Here is a 23,874-nt window from a genome sequence, read left to right on the forward strand (position 1 = left end):
TATATTCTATTTTGTACTATAATTACTAATTAAATTTATTGTTATTCTAAATTTATATTTTGAAATAGCTTGATTTTAGATAATCTTTTCATTCCGATGAAAGAGACCCGAGCGGTAGCGAACAGACGTAGTAAATCTCCGTAAGAAACTCCATAATCTTTGTCGAGCTACTTGATGAGACCCTTCCTTCGTCAGGGTGACAAGATTGTGGCTATTTTGTGAATAATTGATAACACATTGCAAACATAGCCTACGGTTTCAACCGTTGGAGCGCAATGTATTATCGCAATTGGCATCACACGGTTGAAACCGTTGGCTATGGTCAAAATAGAATATAATTTATGAAATGAATAATATCCTTTATTTTGTGCTGTTACTCATGCCTTTGTGTTGATTTTTGATAAATTAGATTTCTTTGTTAGTAATATTTATCCCATTGGAGTACAAATCTCAATTAAGAATCCATCGATATCTCTTATATAAGCAACTGTTTGTCCCCAAGGCTTCTGCTTTGCTTCTTGCAAAATGGTTGCACCAGCTTCTTTTGCTTTTGCAAGGACTTCATTTACATTATCGGTTATAAAACCCAATTCGGTAGCAAAAGGTTTATTGGTTAAATCGCTTTCGATAAAACCGTCTTTTAAATTAGAATTAGCCAATTCTTTTGATGCAAATGAAATTGTAGTTTCTCCTGTGCTAAGTTCTCCGTAATCATTTTCGGGAGTCACAAATTTTCTCGTAAAACCAAATGCATTTTCATAAAACGAAATTGATTTACTTACATCGTTAACATATAATATTGTGTAGCCGAATTTTACCATTGTTGAGTTTAATTATTTATTTTTATGACTGTAGTATTTGCCCATAAATCTCCTAATCTTTGATTTTTTTCTGTGTTTTTGATGATTAAATAAGCAATTAAACCAAAGAAAAACATATCAATTGGGTCAAGTAGGTGTCTTTTTAAAGATTGACTAAAAGTTAATCTTAATCTAGAATTATATAATGAGATTGGTTTTAAGTTTACGATAGAATTTCCTAATGTAGCTCCAAAGTATTGCTCTAATCCAATGGTCCAAAATGCCCAAACTAAAAAGGGGATTAAAGCTGACCAACCTGATAAATGAAAATTTCCGTTTTCGTCTGGAGTTCCAAATACTGTAATTATTAAATAGCATTTTGTATTAATAATTCCATAGTCAATAAAAGCAGCAAGAAATCGTCTTCTAATATTTGTAGCCGTTTTAATTTCTATAGTTTCATTCGTATTTAGTTCTGTAACGGTCATTATAAGATTTTGAATAATTAAAAAAAGCTTGGCGAAATAGAAACAATGTATTTTCTATTTAACGAAAATACAAATAAAAATATGCTTCTATCTCGCCAAACTTAAAATTATTTATAGATTATTTTGCCACTTTACTTGTCCATTCTGTTCCGCTAATATCGGTAAGTGTTAATGTATAATTGGTGTTTTTTTGCAAATGATAATTCGTTAAATCAATATTCAGGATTGCTTTTGAGCCAAGCGGAATTATTAAACTGTGTTTGCCTGGTTTTACTTTTGTAACATATATATTTGCTATATCTTTTTTAGGGAATTTAGCCAAATCAGCACCTTTTAAATCAAAGATTATTTCTCCTTGTTCATTCTTTAACTGAATCCCAATTAAGAACGAACCATAAACATCAACACCTTCTGTACGGTATATCTGGAATTGTAAGGCTTCATTTTTTATAGTTGCATCGCTAATTTCTACTTTTGGCTTTACCGATTTGTTATGCAATTTACCAAATACTCCACCATGAAAATATTGGTTTGTATACAAAGTAAGTGAGAATATAAGTAAGGAAATAACAAGAACTACTGGTTTAAGATTAGCAATAGAAAGACTACCTGAACCAAGCCATGAAAACCATTTTGTTTTGGTAAATGCGTAGTTTTTGTTCATGAAATAATTGTCTAAGGAATAAGAACCACTTCCGCTTAAAAATAGCGTAAAACCACAAGCAATTCCTAATACTCCGATTTGCCATTCGTCTAGACAAGTGGTGCCTATCCAACCAGAACCTAATAAAATTCCCATGGCTAAACTAAAGACTCCGATACTCATTAATCGGGTAAAGAAGCCTAGCATTATCAATAATCCTACAATGGCTTCGATAATGGTAAAACTAACCATAGACCACCAAAGTGCTTCGGGATTTGTAACTAAGTATTCGATTATAGGTTTTATTCCTAAAGCATTGGGAAGGAAATGATTGAATTTTTCGCCAATATATCCTGCTTCATCCTGAATTAATTTGTTTTCGAGAACAAGCCTTCGCCAGAAAGCCGAAAAGTATGTCCAGCCAATAACAAGCCTAATAGAAAGCGTAAAAAGACCAGCCAAGTTGTATGACTGATTCGAATGAATATTTTTCATAAGTGTATATTTTAATTTAAAAAAACGATTGTATATAAAATGCGACTGTTCTGGATTATGCCAAATCGGATTTTAATCGTTTATATAAAATATACAAAGGGGGAGTGTTTACAGCGGCTACATTTACATAAATATCTTTTTTATGTAATGCTGTTGCTAATATGATTTGATTTCGAGAAACAGAAACGGGTAAAACAGGAATTTGTTTCTGGAGTCTCTCAACGCTATTTTCTGACTGATTAACGTTTGATTCCTCTACTTCGCAATAAGAAACTGCTGTTTGGGTAGTTTGGTTCTTATTAAGCGTTTGGAAGTACTCTATATCAAAAGCAGCAAATAAAGAACTTTTTACCGAACATGGAGTAAGCGCAAACACTACAGCAAGTAGTATCACGACAAGTCGCATGTTTTTAGGATAGGTTCTTTTGTTTTTCATATTTTTCAAAGATATGCTTTTGTTTTTCTTTAGCGTGGGGAGTATGAAAATATTTAGATGTTAATGACAAACTACTGGTTTACATTGAAAAAAGAATCTATTTTATAATTGCATTTCATGAAAAAGTAAATATCCTTTTTTAAAATCTATAAAATAGATTGATGTTAGGTTGTTAGGAGATGAAAAAGCGATCAAACCTATTTTTGGTTTAAACCAAGAAGGAGCATCATCTGGTAAATAAATTTCAGAGGTGTGAATTTTTAAATTATTTATTTTGATGAATTCATCTAGCCATTCGGGAGATGCATATAGTTCCAGATACATTTTATATTCTCGTGTAAAATGTGCAGATTGCCAATATTGTCCGTTAGTAATTTTTATATCCTTTTCGGGTTTGCGAAAAGACCATAATTCATATACTTCATTTGGGTCATCGGAATTTTTCTCTGTACAAGAAGTAAACAGACATGAGAATAGAATAATTGCGATATAAAATGCATGACTTATTTTCATGGGGCTAGTTTAGATGATTGTTTTATTAAATCACTTTAAAATTTCTTTTTGATTAATTGAATGACTTACAATTTGTGAATGCATTTTTCAGTTTTAATTCCTTTCTAAACTCTGTAGGTAATAATAACTTTGTTTTGCAAAAATCCTGAACCTCATATAATTCTGTCTCAGGATTTAATATAATAGCTTTTGGAGAATCATAATCAGAATTATAATACCATACATTAGCATGCTCATCAACATATAAACACCAATAATGATAAGCACTAAAGGTTTCATTTAAATCTTGTTGAAATAATATTTTATTATGAATATCAGTTATTGCAAATATTATAGATTCATCTTTAAACTGCTTTAAAACTATTTTTTTAGTTTTAAGATCTTTTTGAAAAACAGAATATATTCCTGGCTTATTAATGAATCCGGATTTAATCCGTTGTCTTTTTGGTTCAGATTCATTACACGATGCTAAGAGTAAAAACATTAGAAATAATATACTTTTTTTCATTCTTAATTTATTGATTATGTGATTGTCTCAATATATTTTCAACCATTTCTTTTGCTTTTTCAAATGTTATTCCGTTTTCTTGGTCGATTGTTAGCGGATGATTTTCTTCGATACATTTAATCTCAGGAATAAATCCAAGTTCTTGCTCTATAGCGATTGTTTTTAAGCTTAATGTTTCTCCGTAATTAGGTACCATGGTTTGTAACCAACCAAAATAAGGCTCTTGTTTGGTTCGGTTTTCGTCTTCCCACAAATTTATTCTGATTTCAAAATTCTCTGCGCTTATAGATGTCCAGATATCAAAAGCAAAATCTTCATGATGGTCAATAATCGGAATTGTTAATCTGCCACGATGAAAAAAGTATTTATCATCGATAACACATAAACTTTCTTCGAGTTGAATTCTTTCTTCTCTTTCTTCTGGTGGAACAGAGAAATAATATTCAGGATAATCGGAACCAAAACAAAGCGGAAAGTCGTTATAAATTACATCACAACAATCACATTTATAAGCTGTTTTGTTTGTTTCGGGGTTTAAAAAGGGTATTAATTTCAATTTGTATGCTATTAGGTTTTATTATTTTTAAAGAATATTAGCGTTTTTCAATTGATAAAGGTTTTGGCTTTGTTTGATAATAACTAAAAATCTCTTTTATTTCATTTTTAGTTAAAATTTTACAATCAACTTTGGCTATAGCTTCTTGCTCATCCATCATTGAACGCATTAAAATTAGTTGAAAAACTTCTGTTTTTTTATTTAGTGTAATTTCATTTCCTTCTTTTGAAATAAATTTTTCATAAGCGCTAAGCATTTCTAACCAAATATTAATTTCGTTATCTGGATTTCTATCCCGTTTAAAATTTGTTATGGTTTCTTCTAAACTTATAGGCAACACATCAGCAAGGGAAGATTGTATCTTTGTTATTTTTTCAATCTGTTCTTCAGTTAATTCATTATGAACTATTGGGCCTAGTTGTATTTTACTAGGATCAATTTCCTGGACTTCATTTTCTTTTTTGGGTTTACAAGAATAAAATATACTTGCAATTATTATTAGTGTTAATGCTAGAAGAATAAGTTTAGAATTCATATCGGATTTTACTATTTATATTTGTATTTAGTTTTATAACAGTCTGAATACTTTTAATCAATCCAATTGCAGCTTTTCCTGTCTCCATCTGAAAATTTTGTTCTTCACCGTAAATATCTACAATTCGGAATATTGATAATTCAGACTTATTTATTTGTCCTTTAAAATCTCCAAAGAATACTTTATCTACTTCATCAAAATTAACTGCGTGCAAAATTCCTCCCTCTTTTTCTAAAATGCGACGAGTTGTAATAATTGTTTTTGCTTTTGAGGTTTCAATTTCAAAAATAGGTAATTCATTATCCTCAAATAAAAAAGTATCATTTTTTAAATCAGTTGAAACCTTAGAATAAAGCCATTCCTCTGGATTCATTACAGATCGATTTATTGCTGTTATAGTTCGTTGTCTTATGGAGCTATCTTCTTTCATTTAAATAGATTTCATGTAATAGTTGGCAGATGATATGCGCTTAGCGAAGATATTAATTAAAAAGATAGGAGAGTTTATTCAAAATGCAGAATTTATTCAGAATTGGATACGAAATTTGTAGTACATTTAAGTAATGTTAAGATAGTCTGGTAGTTATGTAGCGTATCTAAATTGATTAAATGGTTATTTTTTATTCATCTAATTTATTTTAAAAATGAAAAACACCTTTCTTCTATTGATTCTGGCATTTAGTATTTCTAAAGTATGTGCTCAAAAATTTGAATTATCAAAGACAATTCCCGTTGCTGGCGATGGAGGTTGGGATTATCTTGCTGTTGATGAGGTTGCACAACATTTGTTTGTTTCTCATGGGAGTGTTGTAAATGTTATAGATTTAAAATCGGATAAAACAATTGCTACAATTCTAGATACCAAAGGTGTTCACGGAATTGCGATTGCCAATGATTTAAATAAAGCTTTTATTACAGATGGTAAAGATAATGCCGTTACGATAGTTAACCTTACAACATTCGAACTTATTGAAAAAATAAAAATTGAAGGCATTAAACCAGATGCTATTTTATACGATCAATTCTCTAATAAAGTTTTTGTTTACAATGCCAAAAGTAATGACGCTACAGTTCTTGATGCTACCACAAATAAAATAATTAAGACTATTCCGCTTGACGGAAATCCTGAATTTTCGGTTACAAATAACAAAGGTTTGGTTTATGTAAATATCGAGGATAAAAGCAAGATACAAGTTATCGATACCAAAACTCTTAAAGTTGTAAATACATGGAGTATCGCTCCGGGCGAAGAACCTACAGGTCTTGCGTTTGATATCGCTAATAATCGATTATTTTCTGTTTGTGCCAATAAATTATTAATTGTTACTGATGCAATTACAGGAAAAATTATAAAAAAGCTTCCTATTGGTGATGGTTCTGATGGTGTTGCTTTTGACACCAAGAAGAAGCTTATTTTTAGTTCTAACGGAGAAGGAACGCTAACGGTTATTAAAGAAGAGAATAAAGATAATTTTACAGTTTTAGAAACGGTTAAAACTCAAAAAGGAGCCAGAACAATTGCCTTGAATAAAACTACAGGACAGTTGTATATGACTACAGTCGATTATGGAAAAGCTCCCGAGGCAACAAAAGAAAATCCAAATCCTCGTCCTGCAATAATGCCAAATTCTTTTAGAGTTTTGGTAGTAAATCAAATATAAAAAGAGCTAACGTTTTTTCTGAAATACCTAGCAAATGAAATTCAAGATTTTTTGTATCCTTTTTTTAGTTTGTGTGAAATCCTTTTCGCAAGAAAAAGACTTGCACTATTTTATCGAAAAAGCACAAAAGAATTCACCATTGCTCAATGATTATCAAAACCAGATAAAATCGGCTACAATTGATAGTTTAGTAAACAGAGCTACTTATAAACCACAATTATCAGGAAATCTTAACGCCAGTTATGCACCAGTTATTAATGGATATGGATATGATACTGCTTTAAGTAACGGGCAGACTGTTTCGGCACTTGTAGGTTTTAACCAAAAAATAATCGGGAAGAACAGGATTAGTTCGCAAGGAGAATCATTCAGGTTAATTAAAGATGCTTTGGTATTGAATAGAAAGATTGCCATTAAGGATTTTAACAAAGCGATTACTGCACAGTATATCACTGCATCTGGAACTGCGGTGCAAATGAAGTATTATCAAAAACTAACATCGCTTTTAAAAGAGGAAGAAGCTATCTTAAAAAAGCTAACACAACATTCTATTTACAAACAAACTGATTATTTGATTTTTAATGCCACTGTAAAGCAACAAGAATTAACCACTTTACAGCTTAAACAGCAATATCAAAATGACCTGGCTTTGCTTAATTATCTTTCGGGAGAAACAGATACAAGTTTGGTAAATCTTAAGTTTCCGGATATTACAATACATTCATTAGAAAGTAAAGGAGATATTTTCTTTCAGCAATTTAAAACAGATAGTTTAAAAGTTCAGAATGCAAATACATTGATTGATAATAATTACAAGCCATCATTGTCCTTGCTTGGAGACGCGGGTTATAACTCGAGTTTTGCTTATCAGGCATATAAAAATTTTGGTGTAGGTGTTGGTTTGGGATTAACGATTCCTATTTATGACGGTAACCAAAGAAATTTGCAACATCAAAAAAATGAAGCCGCTCTGGAAACTATCGAAGGATATAAAACCAATTTTGAAAGACAATATACACAACAGCTTTTTATGCTTAACCAAAAGCTTAATCAGACTATTGAAACTGCCAATGCTTTACATTCTCAACTCTTGGTTGCCGAAGCTTTGATAGAAGCCAATAAGAAATTATTACTCACTGGCGATGCTCAAATAACGGAATATATCATTGCATTGAGCAATCTTATCGGTATTCAGGATGGGATAGCGCAGAATAATGTAAGCAAGTTGCAAATTATCAATGAAATTAATTACTGGAAATCTAATGAATAGAAATATGCGAAACCCATTTATATCTCTCGTATTGCTCTCGGTTATTTTTGTCTCTTGTAACAAAAAGGTCGAAGTCGAAAAGGCTGTCGAAACAAGTGTTCCAGTAACGGTAACCCGTATTGATACAACTGCTATTGAAAGCTTTATCGATTTGAATGCAACCGCTACTTATTTGATAAAAAACACTATAAAATCGAATGCTACGGGATATATAGAGCTTGTAAATGTTGTTTCTAACGATTATGTAAAAAGCGGACAGGTTTTATTTTCGCTTAAAACCCGCGAAGCAAAAGTTCTGGGAAATACCATAAATAAAATTGATCCAAGTTTGAATTTTGGAAACGCAATAATTCTAAGAGCAACTTCAGATGGATTTGTAAATGCGGTAAATGTTCAGAAAGGGGATTATGTTCAGGACGGAGATCCATTGGCGATAATTAACGATACAAAGAGTTTTTCTATTGTATTGAGCCTTCCGTATGAGCTTAAAAAATATGTTACAATCAATAAGGTTCTAAATGCTTTTTTGCCCGATGGGACGATTATTCCAACTAGAGTTGACAAATTTATGCCAACGGTGGATCCTACTTCTCAAACACAAAACGTAATCCTGAAATGTGTAAACCAACAGAACATTCCTGAGAATCTGATAGTGAAAATAAGAATTGATAAGTCGGTTGATAAGAAAACGATAAGCTTGCCCAAATCGGCAGTTTTAAGTGATGAAACCGAAACTGATTTTTGGATTATGAAAATGATAAACAATACGACTGCTGTAAAAGTTCCGATTAAGAAAGGAATTGAAACTGCCAATAAAATTGAGATTTTATCACCAACTCTTGGATCTAATGATAGGATTTTACTAACGGGTAATTATGGTGTTGCGGATACGATAAAGGTAAAAATTTTAAACAAATAACTATTATGCTGCCTTTTTTTGCCAGACATAAAAACGGACTAAGTACTATTATCTTCCTGATTATTTTGGGAGGGCTATTTTCGTATTCTAAAATCCAAACAGGGTTATTTCCAGAAATTACCTTTCCCAAAATTAAAATCATTGCCGATGCGGGGCAACAACCGGTAGATAAAATGATGATTACGGTTACTAAACCACTTGAAAATGCTGTAAAAAAAGTTCAGGATTTAAAAACGATAAGAAGTACTACTAGTAGAGGAAGTTGTGAGATATCGGCTTTTATGAATGGTAATGCCGATATTGATTTGAGTAAAACGAGAATCGAAGCACAGATTAATCAAATACGAAATGATCTGCCACCAGATTTACAAGTTACTGTCGAAAAAATGAATCCTTCGATACTTCCTGTAATTGGGTATGCCATAGAAAGTAAGGATCGCTCCCCTGTAGATTTAAAAAAAATAGCCAATTATACCATTAAACCTTTTCTTTCTCAAATAGAAGGAATTAGTGAAGTAAGGATTGTGGGAGGGAAGGAAAAGGAATATTGGCTATCTCTTAATTTTGATAAAATGAGCGCTTATGGTATTACGCCTGCTATGGTAACGCAGGTAATGAGCGAAACAAATTTTATAAAATCAAACGGTTATTTGTCTGATTATCATTATTTATATCTTACGATTACCGATGCACAGCTGGATAAAAAAGACGAACTAGAAAATCTTGTTGTTCGTAATAACAGTAAGGGCATCGTAACGCTCAAAGATATTTGTACGGTCGAAATAAGAGAAGCCAAAGAGTATATAAAGGTTAATGCCAATGGTAAAGAAAGTATTCTTGTAGCGGTTATAAAACAGCCAGATGCTAATCTTATTACAGTTTCGGATGCGATGAACGAAAAGCTAACGGAATTAAAAAAGATATTACCAAAGGATGTTATCATAAAACCTTTTTATGAGCAAGCGATTTTTGTTAATGACGCTGTAAAGAGTGTAACCGATAGTTTATTAATAGGGTTGTTCCTTGCGATAATAGTTGCTATTTTATTCTTGAAATCGGTAAAAGCCAGTGCTACTATTTTAATCACAATTCCGGTAACGCTTGGACTTACTTTGATAGTACTACACATAACAGGGCAAACATTTAATATCATGACTCTTGGTGCTATTGCAGCGGCTTTGGGATTAATTATAGACGATGCTATTGTAGTTGTAGAGCAAATACACCGTACACACGAAGAACATCCCGGAGAACCTACAATTACGCTATTGCAAAAGGCTGTAAATTATCTATTCCCTGCAATGTTGGGTTCATCGATTAGTACCATTGTAATTTTCTTTCCATTTGTATTAATGAGTGGGGTAGCAGGATCTTATTTTAAGGTATTAACCGATACTATGATTATAACCCTTGTATGTTCATTTCTTGTTACGTGGTTATTGTTGCCGGTTATTTATTTGCTGCTTTCCAAGAAAGAATCTATAGGTATTGAATCTACCGAAGCCACGCATGAAGTTAAAACACAAAACTGGGTTTCTTTCTTTATTGCCAAACCAATTATAAGTATTGTCTTTTGTCTTGTACTTATTTTATCTGGAGTATTGATTCTGCCCAATCTGGAAACTGGTTTTTTACCCGAAATGGATGAAGGAAGTATCGTCATGGATTACCAATCTCCTCCGGGAACATCGCTGGAAGAAACAGATAGAATGCTTACTGAAGTAGAAAAAATAATAATAAGAAATCCCAATGTTGAAGCTTACAGCCGACGTACAGGAACGCAAATGGGATTTTTTATTACAGAACCTAATAATGGAGATTACTTAATTCAGTTAAAAAAAGACAGAAACAAAACCAGTAATGAAGTTATAGACGAAATAAGAGCAAAGGTTGAGAGTACACAACCTGCCTTGCGCATCGATTTTGGACAAGTAATAGGAGATATGCTAGGAGATTTAATGAGTTCAGTTTCTCCTATCGAAGTTAAAATATTTGGTAACAACCAAAAAGCATTACAGAAATTAGCGCATCAGGTGGCGACTATTGTGGAAAGAACAAAAGGTACAGCCGATGTTTTTGACGGAAAAATTCTTGCTGGACCAAGCATAAATATTGTACCCAATTATACAAAGTTGGCTCAATTTGGGATTACGCCAGCCGATTTACAATTCCAGATGCAAACAGCTTTAGAAGGAAATGTTATTGGTGCTCTGCTAGAAAATGAACAAGTAACTCCAATACGATTAATTTATAAAAACTCCGAGAGAAGAAGTCTTGATGAGATAAAGAAAACACAATTATTTTTACCAAACGGTCAGTTTGTACCTATTACAGATCTGGTAACAATTACTGTAGAGAAAGGAAGCTCGGAGATAGAAAGAGAAAACCTCCAAATGATGAGTGTAGTTACCGGAAGACTTGATAATAAAGATTTAGGAACGGTAATGAAAGAGATACAAAGTACAGTAACAAATGAAGTTAAACTTCCGCAAGGATATTATATAGAATATGGCGGTGCTTATAAAGACCAACAACAATCGTTTAAAGAATTATTACTGATTTTGATCACCTCTTCGTTTCTGGTTTTTGGAGTTATTTTATTCCTTTTTAGAGATTTTAGAGCTTCACTGGTTATACTATTAATTTCAGTTTTGGGCATTACAGGAAGTTATTTATTACTCTTCTTATCACACGTTCCATTAAATGTGGGGAGTTATACAGGGATAATAATGATTGTGGGAATCATTAGTGAAAATGCCATTTTTACTTTTTTGCAATTCAAGGAAACTTATAAGATTACAAAAGATATTAATAACTCCCTTGTTTATTCTATCTCTACAAGATTGCGTCCAAAATTAATGACAGCCATCGGTGCTATTATTGCTTTATTACCATTAGCAATAGGAGTGGGAACAGGCTCAGAGTTGCATCAACCTCTTGCCATTGCCGTTATTGGAGGTTTTATCGTGGCACTGCCTTTACTTCTTATTGTATTGCCAACTTTATTGGCATTGATATATAAAAATCCCAAACATCTTAAACATTTATCATGATAAAAAATTACGCTTGTTTTAACTCGTGTATTATTAATTTCTAAATCTTTAAAAAAATGCTAAAAATCATTCTATTTTCATTGTTGAGCGTTATAACTCTTAAAGCTCAAAATACTGTAAAAGATACCGTAACTGTGAAAAATGATACGGTTCAGAATATAAAATTTAATTACAAACAACTCATTATTCCAGGTGTTTTAATAGGTTATGGATTTATAGGTCTGGAAAGTGACTATTTAAAAGGTTTTAATTCTCAAATTCATGATGAAGTAAAAGAGGATATTGATACCAGAATTACAATTGATGACTTTTCGCAGTATGCTCCGGCAGTTTCTGTTTATGCTTTGAATGCATTTGGTGTTGAGGGAAAAAATAATTTAAAAGACAGAACTATAATCTTAGGGACGTCTTATGTTATTATGACAGCTACAGTATTAGCCTTAAAATCTATTACTAAGGTTGAAAGGCCAGACGGAAGCTCTAATAATTCATTTCCTTCAGGGCATACAGCAACCGCTTTTGCAGGAGCAGAGTTCTTGTATCAGGAATATAAAGATAAATCGATATGGTACGGTATTGCAGGTTATGCTGTGGCAACTGGAACTGGAATTTTTAGAATGGTAAACGACAGACACTGGCTTACTGATGTTGCTGCAGGAGCTGGAATTGGTATCCTGAGTACAAAAATTGCATATTGGGTAAGTCCTTATGTAACTAAGAAAATTTTTGGAGAACGAGAAAAAAGGGTTACTTCGGTAATTACTCCTTTTTATAATGGCAAACAAATAGGGTTTGGGTTTGCAATGGGGTTTTAGAACATATAGATTTGTTTAAAACCATGTAAGTAATTTAAGGAAATATAAGCTTTGTAAAAGCTTTATTTAAATGGACTTAGATAACTTATATGGTTAGCTTTTTGCCCTAATTTTAGGAGTTTATTGCTTCTCTTAAAAAATTAATGCAAAAATAGCGCGGCTCTATTTTTGCATTTTTCTCAATCTACTGGTTTTCTGGTCTATTATGAGGTTAAATTTGTTTCCGTTTTTTCCTAAATCAGATTTAAGATCATCCTAAATAAGATTGTAATTAGTGATACAAGCATACTGATTGTGATTATGAAATATGGGAATTATCTAACAAAAATATCTAGTTGTATTCTTCTAAAATTGTAAAAATGTAACCCTAAGTAATTATATATACAACCAATTAATATTTCCGTCTTCATGAGCCGTTATTCTGTTGAAAAATGACTTAGGTGTAAAGCCTGTTATTGATTTAAAATCTTTGATAAGATGCGATTGATCAAAAAAATCAAGTTGATAAGTAATATCCGAAAAATTATTCTTTGTACGCATATTCATTTGTTGGTGCATTGCTTGCCGAAACCTAATGATTTTACGTAGTTCAGATGGTGTTTTGCCTATATGTATTTCAAAATGTTTACATAACGTCTTACGGCTTATTTTATATTTATCGGCAAGGTCTTTAATCGTATAATTACCTTCGCTATTTTGCATATCTTTAAGGATTGACCCTAAAAAAGGGTGACTAAATCCTTTGAATTTACTAATGAAATATTGTTCTAATTTTTTTATTTTATCTTCTGCCAGAACTGTATCCATAATATCCGTCATCGAGGCGCTAAAATCACTAAATGGATTAAAGTACGAGAAGGATTTTCCGGTATAAAAGTTGAGGTTTTTTTCTAAGAATGCATTTATTCCTAAAGGTTTAAAACTAATAGTGATTTCATGGATATAACCCGGAATACTAATTTCGATAGGTTTGGTGTAACCACATATAAGCGTGGCCAGCAACGGATTATTGGCGTTTTTGCCAACGGTTAGTTTGTTCTTCTCAAATATAAACTCTGGAAATTGATTGATTGAAACAATGGAGTTTACGTAAGGAAAAGTATAATAGCGTACGTTTTCTGTATCTGGAGCTTTTTTTAGGATGTAAAAATAATCGATATAGTTTTGCAATAACTTACTTTGAGGAATGAAAAGTTTCAGATCCATAATTGCAATGAAATAATAGTTGTTAATAAATCGATTTAGCTTTCAAATATAATCAAAAAACCTATGTTATATAAAGCATAAAAAATAAAAGCCTCATTTTATTGAGGCTTATAGTAAGAATAGTAAAAAAATACTCTGATTTTCTTTAGTCGGTAATAACGGTAAGTCCATTTTTAATGATAGATACCTTTATGCTATTGGTTTTAAGATTATAAGATTCTCCATCTATTTGCGCATCTAGAGATGTTGCTGTTGGAACTTCTATCGTTAAATCTTGTATTAATGTATGTTGGGCTTTTTTAAATTTTTCGACAGTATTACGTAATACATGGTAACCAAGTGTCATTTTTTCAAGAAATGATAATTTAGGTACGACTATCATATCCAGCCAGCCGTCGTTAAGACTTGCCTTTGGCGTTAAGCTCATATTATAACCCATTTCGTTAGAGTTTGAAATGAATAATAAAAACGGATTTGCAATTACCTCTTTATTATCAAAAGATAGTTTTGTTTCTTGAGTTTTAAATTCAAGACTAGATGATAATGCTGCTTTTACATAAGCGATAAGAGTACGTTTGCCTGAGTTCTCATATTTTTTTATAATCATTGCATCGATTCCGATTCCTGTATTACTAAAAAAATACTGATTGTTTATTTTACCAACATCTATAGTTGAAATGGTTCCTTTACGGATGATTTCGATTGCTTTTTCAAATTTTCTTGGAATATTTAGATTGGATGCCAAACCATTTCCTGAACCCACAGGGATAATTCCTAATTTTATAGAAGTACCAATAAGGCAAGAAGCAACTTCATTTATAGTACCATCACCACCACAAGCTACGATATAGTCTGGATTATTAGCTACAGCGGCTTTCGTTAATTCGATAGCATGTTTTTTGTGGTTTGTATAATCAATTTCGATTTTAAATTCAGAACTTGGGAAAGAATCTTTTAAAAAATCTCCTGTAATATTGTGTTTACCATTGCCCGAAATTGGGTTAACTATAAAGTGAATATATGTCATTATTTATTTTATTTTTTTGTAAAAATACAGTGTGCAATCTAGTGTTTTTATGAATAAAATGGCTTAAAGTTTCTAATCAAATTCTGAATTATAATTTTAAAATTTATAACTGTAACCAAATCGTACAACTTGTGTTTCATAGTAATCACGACTGTTATAGCTAAAGCCATTGCCTTGAATCTCTTTCTTGATTACAAGGGTATTTAAAATGTCTGTTGCATTAAGAAAAATTTCGCCTTTTCCTTTCTGAACAGTTTTTTTAACTCCTAAATCTATCGAGAAACGAGAATTTATTTTTCCTTGCGGAATTATATCAGGGGCCAAATATACGGCAGATAATTGACCACTGGTAGATTTATTTAACTGAAAAGTATTATTCCATTTTACATTTCCAGAAAAAATCTGTTGTCTTTTTCCAAAATAGGTTGTTGGCACAGGATATAAATTGGTAACAGTAAATGCTTCTATGTCATTTTGATATCCGTTTCCGTTTAAATTAAAAGAATACCAGGAGTTAATTTCTTTAGCGTATACTACTTCTATACCTGTAGAGGAACTTCTGCCTGCGTTCTGGAAAACATTATATATAAGATTACTATCTGGAGCTGTGGTTGCAATGCGGCTTATCGTACCGTTTACAAATCGATGATAAAGTGATGCAAATAAATAACCTTTATTTATGGTTGTTTTGTAACCAAGCTCAAATGCGCTTGTAAACTGCGGTTTTAAGGCAGGATTCCCCACTTTTATAATTTCGGCATCATCGTATTTAGGGAAAATTCGAATATCTACTTCACTCGGTCTATCGACTCTACGATTATAAAAAGCAGTTATTTTATTCTTGTCATTTATTTTATAGCCAAATCGAAGGCTAGGGAAGGGCTGCGTATAATTGTAACCATCACTTTTGTATGTAGGATGGTTGGGATTTACGTCATATTGTAACTTAACATATTCGACGCGTAAACCAGCCTCGGCTTCGATTTTATTATTTTCGAATATATAGTTTCCGTACAATGCCGGGATAATTTCTTTGTAGGTTGCCCAACCACCAGCATTTGGATCCAAAGGAGAATTTATACCAGGGAAAAATTGCATATTGGTAGGGATTTCTCTGTTTCGGAATTTTAATCCAGTTTCAAAACGACCGTATTTTAAAGGCTGAACATAATCGACATTTATATCTATTACTTTTTCATCAGAAAGTAGTTTAAAGGAATCTTTTCCTGTAAAGGTGGGCATAATATTATCAAAGAAATACTTCTCGTCTTCTCTGTGATAGGTGTAATTAATTCCTGCGTTTAATTTATGACCGGCTTCTTTAAATTTATGTTGGTAAGATGCCGATACCATTGCTGTAGTTTTTAGTTCATCTTCTAGAAATTGCCATAATCGTAAACGTTGCGAATAGTCTTGATTAAAAAAGGGTTCATCGCCATTATCGATAATCTTTTCGCTCCCAAACATACCCGAGAATGCAAATGTATTTTGCTCATTATAATTCCAATCAAGTCCTGTTTTGATAGTTGTAAAATGGGTATCGCGATTTCTCTTTGTTTGCTGGTTTATAACAGTACCATCATCATAAGTTCGGGTAACAAACTCATTTTTGTTGAGCGTTTCGGTATATAAATAATCGGCTTGTAAGTAGGCGTTTATTTTATTCTTGCGATAATTTAGCGAAAGCGAAGGATTAATTTTTGGCGTAACCTGGTATTGCGGGCGTATGGTTGGCAAATTAGCTTTACGTTCCCATAAAGAACCATATCCAGATGCAATACCTATTTTTCCGTTAAAACCTTCTTGTTTATTCTTTTTGTAAATAATATTGATAATTCCCGCATTACCATTGGCATCAAATTTAGCCGAAGGGTTATTTATAATTTCTATTTTTTCTATTGCCGATGCAGGAATATTATCCAATCCCGATTGATTACCAAAACCAGTCAACGCAGTTTGTTTCCCATCTATAAGAACCATTACTTTATCATTGCCTCTCAATTGTACTTTTCCGTCTTGTACAGTAACGCCGGGAAGACTTTGCATAGATTGTAAAACCGAACCACCACTTTGGGTAATATTATCGGCTACCGAAAAAACTTTTTTATCCATTTTAGCAGATACTTCATCGGTTTTAGATGCTTTTACAACCACTTCATTTAATGTGTTTATATCTTCTTCAAGCTCTATATTGGATAAATCAAGAAATTCTGATAATGTACCTACATATAAGGATTGATTTTTTGTTTTATATCCTAAGAAACTAATTTCTAAGATGTAATTTCCGGAGTTAATATTCGATAACGTAAAACGACCTTCTTCGTTACTAACTGTTCCTGCAATAAATGCCTGATTCTTGGATGATTTTAAAACAATATTTACATAAGGAATTGAAGTTTTTAAACTCTTATCCTTTATTATTCCAGATATTGTGACCGATTTATTTTGTGCTGTTGCTTTTGAAACTATTAATAGAGCCAAACTAAGCAATAAAATTATTTTTGCTTTCATTATTTATATTGTATTCAATGATTTGTTTTGCCTAAAAAAAGACAAATAGATTCCTTTGCTAGTTATAGACGATTACTCTATATAGCATTTATAAAATTTGTTTTAAAAAATGTATTTCAGTTAAAAGTGCATCAGTATCAGGTGATTCTGATAAGCTCTTTAGACGAAAGATGTTGAGGTTATTCAGCGATTTCTTTTACGAAATTTCCTTTGTGATCAAAAATTAAATCCTTTTTATAGATTTCTACCTCATAAAATACTTTACCGTTAGCATCTGTAATTTTAGAGACTTCTTTAATTTTTTTGCGACGGTAATTAACTTTAACGTATGGTAAAACGCTATCTGGTAAGTCGTCTTTTGTTATCTGGATTTCTGTCTCGATGAGATTTCCTGAGCGATCTATTAATACAGATTGTTGTTGTTTCTCATAGATAAATGAAGCTTCGTAGTTATCTTTATCTTTTTCCCATTTTATATTTGTTGCATCTGGAAATTTTATTAAAACAGTCGATTTTACAATTCCAGGAACATCTTTTGGGTTTAAATCCTGTGCTATTGCAAAAGCGGAAGTTAGTATTGCAAATAGCGTTAGTACTAAGGTTTTCATATTTTTTTATTTTTTGATTGATGAATATCTATGCCAAAATTACTCTTGGAATCTGTAGGAAGTTTGAATTTTTAGAATTTAACGGTAAAACGATGCAAATTATTTTCGAATGCGTAGTCTATTTTCCAATGACTTATTTCAGTTATTTTCTTTATAATCGCCATTCCTAATCCGTTGCCTTGTGATGAAGGATTTGATTTAGAAAAACGATTGAATAATTTATCTACAACCAATGGTGTTTCCTGACCAGTATTTAAAAACGTAATAGAATCGCCAGTAATTATAATGCTAATTTTTCCATTTTTAATATTGTGTCTAATAGCATTAAGAAACAAATTATTAATAAGTACTTCTGTTAGCGATGGATTTCCTTCTATTTTTAGTTTTTCAGTATATTCGATTACTATGTTGAGGTTTTTGGCCTTTGCTTGTTCTGTAAAGAAATCGAGATGTTTTTTTAAATACTCATTTATAACAATAGGTTGCTTGTCGAGATAATTTTCGTTTTCAATTTTAGATAATAACAAAAGATTTTTATTAAGTCTATTAAGTCTGGAAACATCTTTGTTTAGAGAACTTAAAACCTCCGATTGTTCTTGGGTTATATCAAGCTGAAAAAGGGTATCAATTTTTGTCTGAAAAAGTGCCAATGGGGTTTGTAACTCATGTGCAGCATTCTCGACAAATTCTCTCTGATTGTTATAAATATCAGTATTTTTTTCGATAAGACGATTAAGACTTTTATTAAGACGGTCAAATTCTTCTACATCAGTATCCATAAAACGAGGGGTCTTGTTTTTGTCTATTTCAAATCCCTGAATTTGGTCTAGCGTATCGTAAAATGGTTTCCAAAGTTTTCTAGACGAAATTTTGGTAATGATTAATATCCCTAAAAGTAAAATGATAATTACAACGAGGAATAACATAGCAATACTTGTTACTAAATCTTCAGTCTCTATCAGGTTAATTCTTCCTATGTAAGTGTATGGTTGTCCTTTTATTATAATTGGAGCATTAAGTTCTCTGTAAGGTTCATTTTCGTTTTCTAGTTCATCAAAATAAACTTTATTAAAAATGGTGTCTTTAACAGCAATATGAGATGGGATAATTTGAACGTTTCGATTGTATTTATTCCATAAAGCGATGTCTTTGTTATCAAATTTTGATAACTCATTTTTTAAGAATTCATCCTTATGCAAAGTGAGCGTTTCATCTGTTTCTTCCAGATATAATCGCTCGGTAATGTAGTAAAAAACAGGAACTGATATTAACAGTATAAAAACTGAGAATATCAAAAAACTGGTCGTTGTTTTATTTAAAAGTTTCTTATTCATTATCCCATTTATATCCTAAACCATACACCGTTTTTATATAATCGCCACTTCCTGCATTGTTTAGTTTCTTTTTTAAGTTTTTTATATGCGCGTAAACAAAATCATGATTGTCGAGCATATCCGCCATATCTCCCGAAAGATGTTCGGCTATAGCACCTTTGGATAGTACCTTGGTTTCATTACCAATTAAAAATAGTAATAAGTCTATTTCTTTTTTTGTGATATCTAGTCTGGTATTGTTTACTGTGACAGTTTTAGAAAGAATATCAATGACAATTTCATTAAAGATAACATTATTATTTCCTTTAAAGTTTTTACGTCTAATAAGCGCTTGAATTCGTACTAGTAATTCAGATAAATGAAAAGGTTTAGTCAAATAATCATCGGCACCAAGGTTAAAACCTTCAATTCGGGTATCCAGTGTTTCTTTGGCAGAAATAATAATTACTCCTTCGGTTTTATTTCTTTTTTTTAATTCTTTTAAGATATCAAAACCATCTCCATCAGGAAGCATTAAGTCCAATAATACACAATCGTAATCATAAGCATTGATTTTATCAAGAGCATCTTTGTATGTTCCAGATGTCTCACAATGAATACCATTGGGCTTAAAATAGCTTTTTATACTTGCAGCTATTTCTAATTCGTCTTCTATTATTAAAATTTTCATACTGCAATTTACTAATTCAATTTTGAATGAAATCTGAATTTATAAATTTGCTTGGTTTTTAATAAAGAAAATATGTTTCATTTTTTATTAATATTCCTTAACATCGGCTATTAAAAATGATTTGCCAGATGGAATCACTTTTATATCTCTTTTATAACTTGTTTTAAAAGTAAGATCTTTAATTATGGTTTCAAAAACAAAGCCTTTGTCTTTTATTACATATAATAATTTGCAGCTAGATACTTTTATTTTCCCATAATCTTGTGTTGGAACAAGAAAACCATTCATGCCAACGTATTTGGTATCAAATTTATTTTTCCATTTTTTCTTAAAAGACTCTTCCGTAAGTCCATTATCATACTCAATATTTATGGCATCACTTTTATATTGAGCATAGGTTTTGGTTGTCATATCACTCATTTCATAAGTGTCTTTATTAAAATTGGTTTCAATAGTTTTAATCAGCCATTTTTTCGCATTTTCTTGATTCTGATTTTCTAATTTTTGTTTATTAGCCGTATTATTTATTGTAGCATTAGATGGAGATATTAATCCTTTATTAGATTGTGCATTTCCATTTTGAATTATTACCAATGTTGATACTAAAATGAAGGTAAATTTTAGAGCATTAAATTTCTGCATTGCGTTTTTTTAATTTTTAAATAATTTGTACTGTCTTTTATTAAAACAGCCGTTTTGCTATTGTTTACTTTATGTGATTCTGTTTAGATAATCTAAAAAACTAGATTTCTCTTTTTCTTCCGTAAATATTGACTTGACACGCCAGATTTTTGGTCAAAAAAACCGAAGTTATAAATTAATAAGACTTTTTGGGATAAATTAAAGAATTAAATTTTTATTTTTTTAGATAGAAAATACTAACTGTTTAAAACGAAAATTTTTAGTTTTTTTGGAGATTTTAGGCAAATTATGTTCCATTTTAGAAAATGAAACATACTTATTTGAGAAAAATAGGCTGATTAAAAAAGTAAGATTAATTTTAGGATTGTAATTATTTTATTGCCCCAAACGGAATTACATTTTAATAATCAAAATCAAAAATTATGAAACATTTCAGTCTATTATTTGTTGTTTTTTTAGTGTCGATGGGAGTGAAAGCCCAAGACGCAAATTCTTTTTCCCTTAACCTATACGGAGGATATACTTTTTCTGATAAAGTATCGTATTATAATTCCTCTGGTGAAGTAGGTGATGGATTTGAGTATGGAGCTGGTTTTGAGTATTTTATTACAAAGAACGCTTCTGTCGAATTAAAATATTTAAGACAGCAGGTTGATTTACCTATATATATATTAGGAAATCAAATTAATGCTGGTGATGATAAATCAACTTTTAATTTTATTCTTGGTGAAGGAACTTATTATTTCGACACTGGTTCATCTAATGTTTCCCCTTATTTAGGAGGTGGTCTTGGAGTTGCAATTGTCCAAATACCAAAAAATGGTAGCGATACTAATTTTGCATGGGATGTTAAAGCTGGTGTAAAACTAAGAACAAGTTCATTACTATCAATAAACCTAAATGCCTATTTGCAATCTGTGAGCACTGCGGTAGGAAATAGCTATTATTGGACATATTATTATGGCCCAGTAGCTGTAACCGATTATGTAGCTTCGTATCAGTTTGGTTTAGGAGCTGTATTTAGCTTCAATTTTAAATAAGAACTGAATCTTTTACAAGATAAATAAAAGCATCCATTGATTGGATGCTTTTTTCATTTAGAACGATTTATCATTAAGGAATTTAACCGCAGAGTTCACAAAGGATTACGCAAAGGTCGCAAAGCGCAAAGTAAAAAAATCCTTTTAATCTGTGGCAAAATTTTAACCGCAGAGTTCGCAAAGGATTACGCAAAGTTTCTTAGTGCCTTAGAACCTTAGTTTCTTAGAACCTTATAAAGAATGAGCCTTATAAAGAAAGAACCTTTAAAATTAATTGCACTTTACTATCTTTGGCTATCATAATTATTTATATCTAAAAACGGTTTTGAAAAATACTCTTTTGTTTCTTTTTCTGGTTATTGTATGCTTTACTGCTTATGCTGAAAACAGAGCCGATTCGGTATTTGTAAAATTAGATTTAGCATTAAAGAACAAGCAGAAATATGTTGAGCAAAAGGAAGAGCGAATTGCTAATTTCAAAAAGATAAAATCGACTGACTTAACCGATTATCAGGAGTATAATTACAACAAGAGTTTATACAAAGAATACCAAAAATTTGATTCAGATTCGGCTATTTTTTATGTAAAAAAGAATCTGAAGATAGCCAATGAACTTCATAAAAAAGATTTAGAGGAAACGGCTCAATTACAATTAGCAAATCTATATTCTTCGTCGGGGAGATACCGCGAGTCTGAAGAAATTTTAAAAGGTATAAACAAAAAGCAACTATCACCACAATTACTTCCGGATTACTATGAAGGATATCGTGAGTTTTTCTCGCATTATTCTACCAATAGTTATAATCCGATGTATGTAGAACAGGTTATAAAGTATCGTGATTCATTATTGGCAATACTAAATCCGCAATCGCTGAAATACAAGATCAATCTAGCCGAAAAGAATATTTCTGAAGGAAAAATTGATAGTACAGAGAAAGATTTGATAAAATTATTGAAAGAAACAAATGATGACAATCCGCAATATGCTATGATTGCTTATCTTTTGGGAAGCATCAATAAAAAGAAAGAGAATCTGGAATTAAAGAAAATATATTACGCTATCTCTGCTACTGCGGATTTAAAAAACTCTATAAAAGACAATGCTTCTATCCAGGAATTGGCATTGGTTTATTATGAATTAGGAGATGTAGATACGGCTTATAAATTAACAAGATCGGCTATCGAAGATGCTATTTTTTGTAATGTGCAATTCCGTACGCTACAAATGTCTGAAGTATATTCGATTATCAATACTGCCTATTTAGAGAAAGAAGCCAAAAGCAAAAGCCAATTGCAGTTGTACCTTTTATTTATAAGCATACTTTCTGTTTTTCTTGTTGTGGCTGTAATCTATGTTTACAAACAGATGAAAAGAGTTTCGAGAATAAAAGAAGAACTTTCGAAAACTAGCGAAGAACTGGTAAAATTAAATGCAGATATTAGTAACACAAATAATCAGTTGCAAGAAAGGAACGCTCAATTATCAGAATCTAATCATATTAAAGAAGAGTACATCGCACATTTTTTCAGTCTTTGTTCTACTTACATCAATAAACTAGAAAATTACCGTATTACCCTAAACAAGAAGGCTACCGCCAAACAGTTTGATGAGTTATATAAAATTTTAAAATCAACCACTTTGGTCGATAATGAACTCGAAGAGTTGTACAAGAACTTTGATACCATCTTTTTAAATCTATATCCAACTTTTGTAAAAGACTTTAATTCTTTGCTCATCAAAGAAGAACAAATCGTGCTTAAGCAGGGCGAACTATTAAATACCGAACTACGAATTTTTGCATTAATACGTCTTGGTATTAGTGATAGTGTAAAAATCGCAGCTTTTCTTCGTTACTCATTAAGCACTATTTACAATTATCGTACAAGGGCGAGAAATAAGGCTGCAGTTTCTCGTAATGATTTTGAAGAAATGGTTATGAAAATTGGCTTAATTGTAGCCAAAACGCAATAATTTATTTTAAATCTACTACTTTTTTTGTGCTATAAAATTAATTAACTATTTGTTGGTTAGTTGTTTATGTTTTTAATTCACTACTTTTCTATAATAAGACTTCTTATGTAAACTATAACGTTTTAGTTTTACAATATTAATTATAGGAATCTTAGTTTAAGATTAGCTAGAA

23 protein-coding genes are annotated in these 23,874 nt (G+C 31.3%); 7 read left to right on the forward strand and 16 right to left on the reverse strand.

Features of this window, described 5'->3' with window-relative positions; all coding sequences use genetic code 11:
- Positions 1-428 precede the first annotated feature (428 nt).
- The 9 genes from AC3IPI_RS15900 to AC3IPI_RS15940 all read right to left on the reverse strand — a co-directional run bounded on the left by AC3IPI_RS15900 (position 429) and on the right by AC3IPI_RS15940 (position 5,404).
- Complete coding sequence (locus AC3IPI_RS15900; protein WP_489153969.1) at positions 429-821, reverse strand: VOC family protein; 393 nt, start codon at positions 819-821, stop codon at positions 429-431.
- Positions 822-829: 8 nt separating this feature from the next.
- On the reverse strand, positions 830-1,288 hold the full coding sequence (locus AC3IPI_RS15905) for an RDD family protein (protein WP_409416358.1): 459 nt from the start codon (positions 1,286-1,288) through the stop codon (positions 830-832).
- A 118-nt stretch (positions 1,289-1,406) separates the two neighbouring features.
- Positions 1,407-2,426, reverse strand: a complete 1,020-nt coding sequence (locus AC3IPI_RS15910; RefSeq protein WP_489153971.1) for a TQO small subunit DoxD — start codon at positions 2,424-2,426, stop codon at positions 1,407-1,409.
- Positions 2,427-2,481: 55 nt separating this feature from the next.
- On the reverse strand, positions 2,482-2,862 hold the full coding sequence (locus AC3IPI_RS15915; RefSeq protein ID WP_489153973.1) for a hypothetical protein: 381 nt from the start codon (positions 2,860-2,862) through the stop codon (positions 2,482-2,484).
- 102 nt (positions 2,863-2,964) lie between these two features.
- Positions 2,965-3,375: a hypothetical protein gene (locus AC3IPI_RS15920; RefSeq protein ID WP_489153975.1), complete on the reverse strand. Its 411-nt coding sequence runs from the start codon at positions 3,373-3,375 to the stop codon at positions 2,965-2,967.
- 52 nt (positions 3,376-3,427) lie between these two features.
- The gene (locus tag AC3IPI_RS15925; RefSeq protein WP_489153977.1) at positions 3,428-3,883 is read right to left on the reverse strand and encodes a hypothetical protein; all 456 of its coding nucleotides are present in this window, start codon (positions 3,881-3,883) and stop codon (positions 3,428-3,430) included.
- A 7-nt stretch (positions 3,884-3,890) separates the two neighbouring features.
- On the reverse strand, positions 3,891-4,439 hold the full coding sequence (locus AC3IPI_RS15930) for a DUF2199 domain-containing protein (protein WP_489153979.1): 549 nt from the start codon (positions 4,437-4,439) through the stop codon (positions 3,891-3,893).
- Positions 4,440-4,476: 37 nt separating this feature from the next.
- Positions 4,477-4,974, reverse strand: a complete 498-nt coding sequence (locus AC3IPI_RS15935) for a hypothetical protein (protein ID WP_039115743.1) — start codon at positions 4,972-4,974, stop codon at positions 4,477-4,479.
- Positions 4,964-5,404: a hypothetical protein gene (locus tag AC3IPI_RS15940; protein ID WP_489153982.1), complete on the reverse strand. Its 441-nt coding sequence runs from the start codon at positions 5,402-5,404 to the stop codon at positions 4,964-4,966. Before AC3IPI_RS15940 ends, AC3IPI_RS15935 begins: the two co-directional genes overlap by 11 nt.
- A 214-nt stretch (positions 5,405-5,618) precedes the next feature.
- Here AC3IPI_RS15940 and AC3IPI_RS15945 point away from each other — a divergent pair, with 214 nt between their 5' ends.
- From AC3IPI_RS15945 to AC3IPI_RS15965, 5 genes are read left to right on the forward strand one after another with little or no spacing between them, the layout of a single operon-like run.
- On the forward strand, positions 5,619-6,635 hold the full coding sequence (locus AC3IPI_RS15945; RefSeq protein ID WP_489153984.1) for a YncE family protein: 1,017 nt from the start codon (positions 5,619-5,621) through the stop codon (positions 6,633-6,635).
- A gap of 34 nt (positions 6,636-6,669) precedes the next feature.
- The gene (locus tag AC3IPI_RS15950; protein ID WP_489153986.1) at positions 6,670-7,905 is read left to right on the forward strand and encodes a TolC family protein; all 1,236 of its coding nucleotides are present in this window, start codon (positions 6,670-6,672) and stop codon (positions 7,903-7,905) included.
- Positions 7,874-8,824, forward strand: a complete 951-nt coding sequence (locus AC3IPI_RS15955; RefSeq protein WP_489153988.1) for an efflux RND transporter periplasmic adaptor subunit — start codon at positions 7,874-7,876, stop codon at positions 8,822-8,824. Before AC3IPI_RS15950 ends, AC3IPI_RS15955 begins: the two co-directional genes overlap by 32 nt.
- Positions 8,825-8,829: 5 nt before the next feature.
- Positions 8,830-11,877, forward strand: coding sequence for an efflux RND transporter permease subunit (locus tag AC3IPI_RS15960; protein ID WP_489153990.1), 3,048 nt, complete (start codon positions 8,830-8,832; stop codon positions 11,875-11,877).
- A 56-nt stretch (positions 11,878-11,933) separates the two neighbouring features.
- On the forward strand, positions 11,934-12,692 hold the full coding sequence (locus tag AC3IPI_RS15965; RefSeq protein ID WP_489153992.1) for a phosphatase PAP2 family protein: 759 nt from the start codon (positions 11,934-11,936) through the stop codon (positions 12,690-12,692).
- Positions 12,693-13,067: 375 nt separating this feature from the next.
- On the opposite strand, the gene AC3IPI_RS15970 is transcribed toward AC3IPI_RS15965, so the two are convergent.
- The 7 genes from AC3IPI_RS15970 to AC3IPI_RS16000 form a co-directional block, all read right to left on the reverse strand.
- Positions 13,068-13,898, reverse strand: coding sequence for a helix-turn-helix domain-containing protein (locus AC3IPI_RS15970; RefSeq protein WP_489153994.1), 831 nt, complete (start codon positions 13,896-13,898; stop codon positions 13,068-13,070).
- Between the two features lie 145 nt (positions 13,899-14,043).
- Entirely contained in the window at positions 14,044-14,925 is an 882-nt protein-coding gene (locus AC3IPI_RS15975; protein WP_489153996.1) for a diacylglycerol/lipid kinase family protein, read from the reverse strand.
- 96 nt (positions 14,926-15,021) lie between these two features.
- The gene (locus AC3IPI_RS15980; RefSeq protein WP_489153998.1) at positions 15,022-17,436 is read right to left on the reverse strand and encodes a TonB-dependent receptor; all 2,415 of its coding nucleotides are present in this window, start codon (positions 17,434-17,436) and stop codon (positions 15,022-15,024) included.
- Between the two features lie 179 nt (positions 17,437-17,615).
- Entirely contained in the window at positions 17,616-18,044 is a 429-nt protein-coding gene (locus tag AC3IPI_RS15985; RefSeq protein WP_489154000.1) for a PepSY-like domain-containing protein, read from the reverse strand.
- Positions 18,045-18,115: 71 nt separating this feature from the next.
- The gene (locus tag AC3IPI_RS15990) at positions 18,116-19,378 is read right to left on the reverse strand and encodes a sensor histidine kinase (RefSeq protein ID WP_489154002.1); all 1,263 of its coding nucleotides are present in this window, start codon (positions 19,376-19,378) and stop codon (positions 18,116-18,118) included.
- Positions 19,371-20,048 carry a response regulator transcription factor gene (locus AC3IPI_RS15995; RefSeq protein ID WP_039115732.1) on the reverse strand — a complete coding sequence of 226 codons (678 nt, stop codon included), beginning with the start codon at positions 20,046-20,048 and terminating at the stop codon, positions 19,371-19,373. The genes AC3IPI_RS15990 and AC3IPI_RS15995 overlap by 8 nt, the downstream gene beginning before the upstream one ends.
- 87 nt (positions 20,049-20,135) lie before the next feature.
- Positions 20,136-20,690 (reverse strand): hypothetical protein, encoded by a 555-nt coding sequence (locus AC3IPI_RS16000; protein ID WP_489154004.1) that lies wholly within the window; start codon positions 20,688-20,690, stop codon positions 20,136-20,138.
- Positions 20,691-21,112: 422 nt separating this feature from the next.
- Between AC3IPI_RS16000 and AC3IPI_RS16005 the strand changes: the two genes are divergently transcribed.
- A complete protein-coding gene (locus tag AC3IPI_RS16005) occupies positions 21,113-21,730 on the forward strand; it encodes an outer membrane beta-barrel protein (protein WP_489154005.1) in 618 nt (205 codons plus the stop codon).
- 325 nt (positions 21,731-22,055) lie between these two features.
- Positions 22,056-23,702, forward strand: a complete 1,647-nt coding sequence (susR, locus tag AC3IPI_RS16010; protein ID WP_489154007.1) for a SusR family glycan utilization regulator — start codon at positions 22,056-22,058, stop codon at positions 23,700-23,702.
- Positions 23,703-23,874 lie beyond the last annotated feature (172 nt).

Source organism: Flavobacterium sp. GL_143, assembly GCF_057834355.1.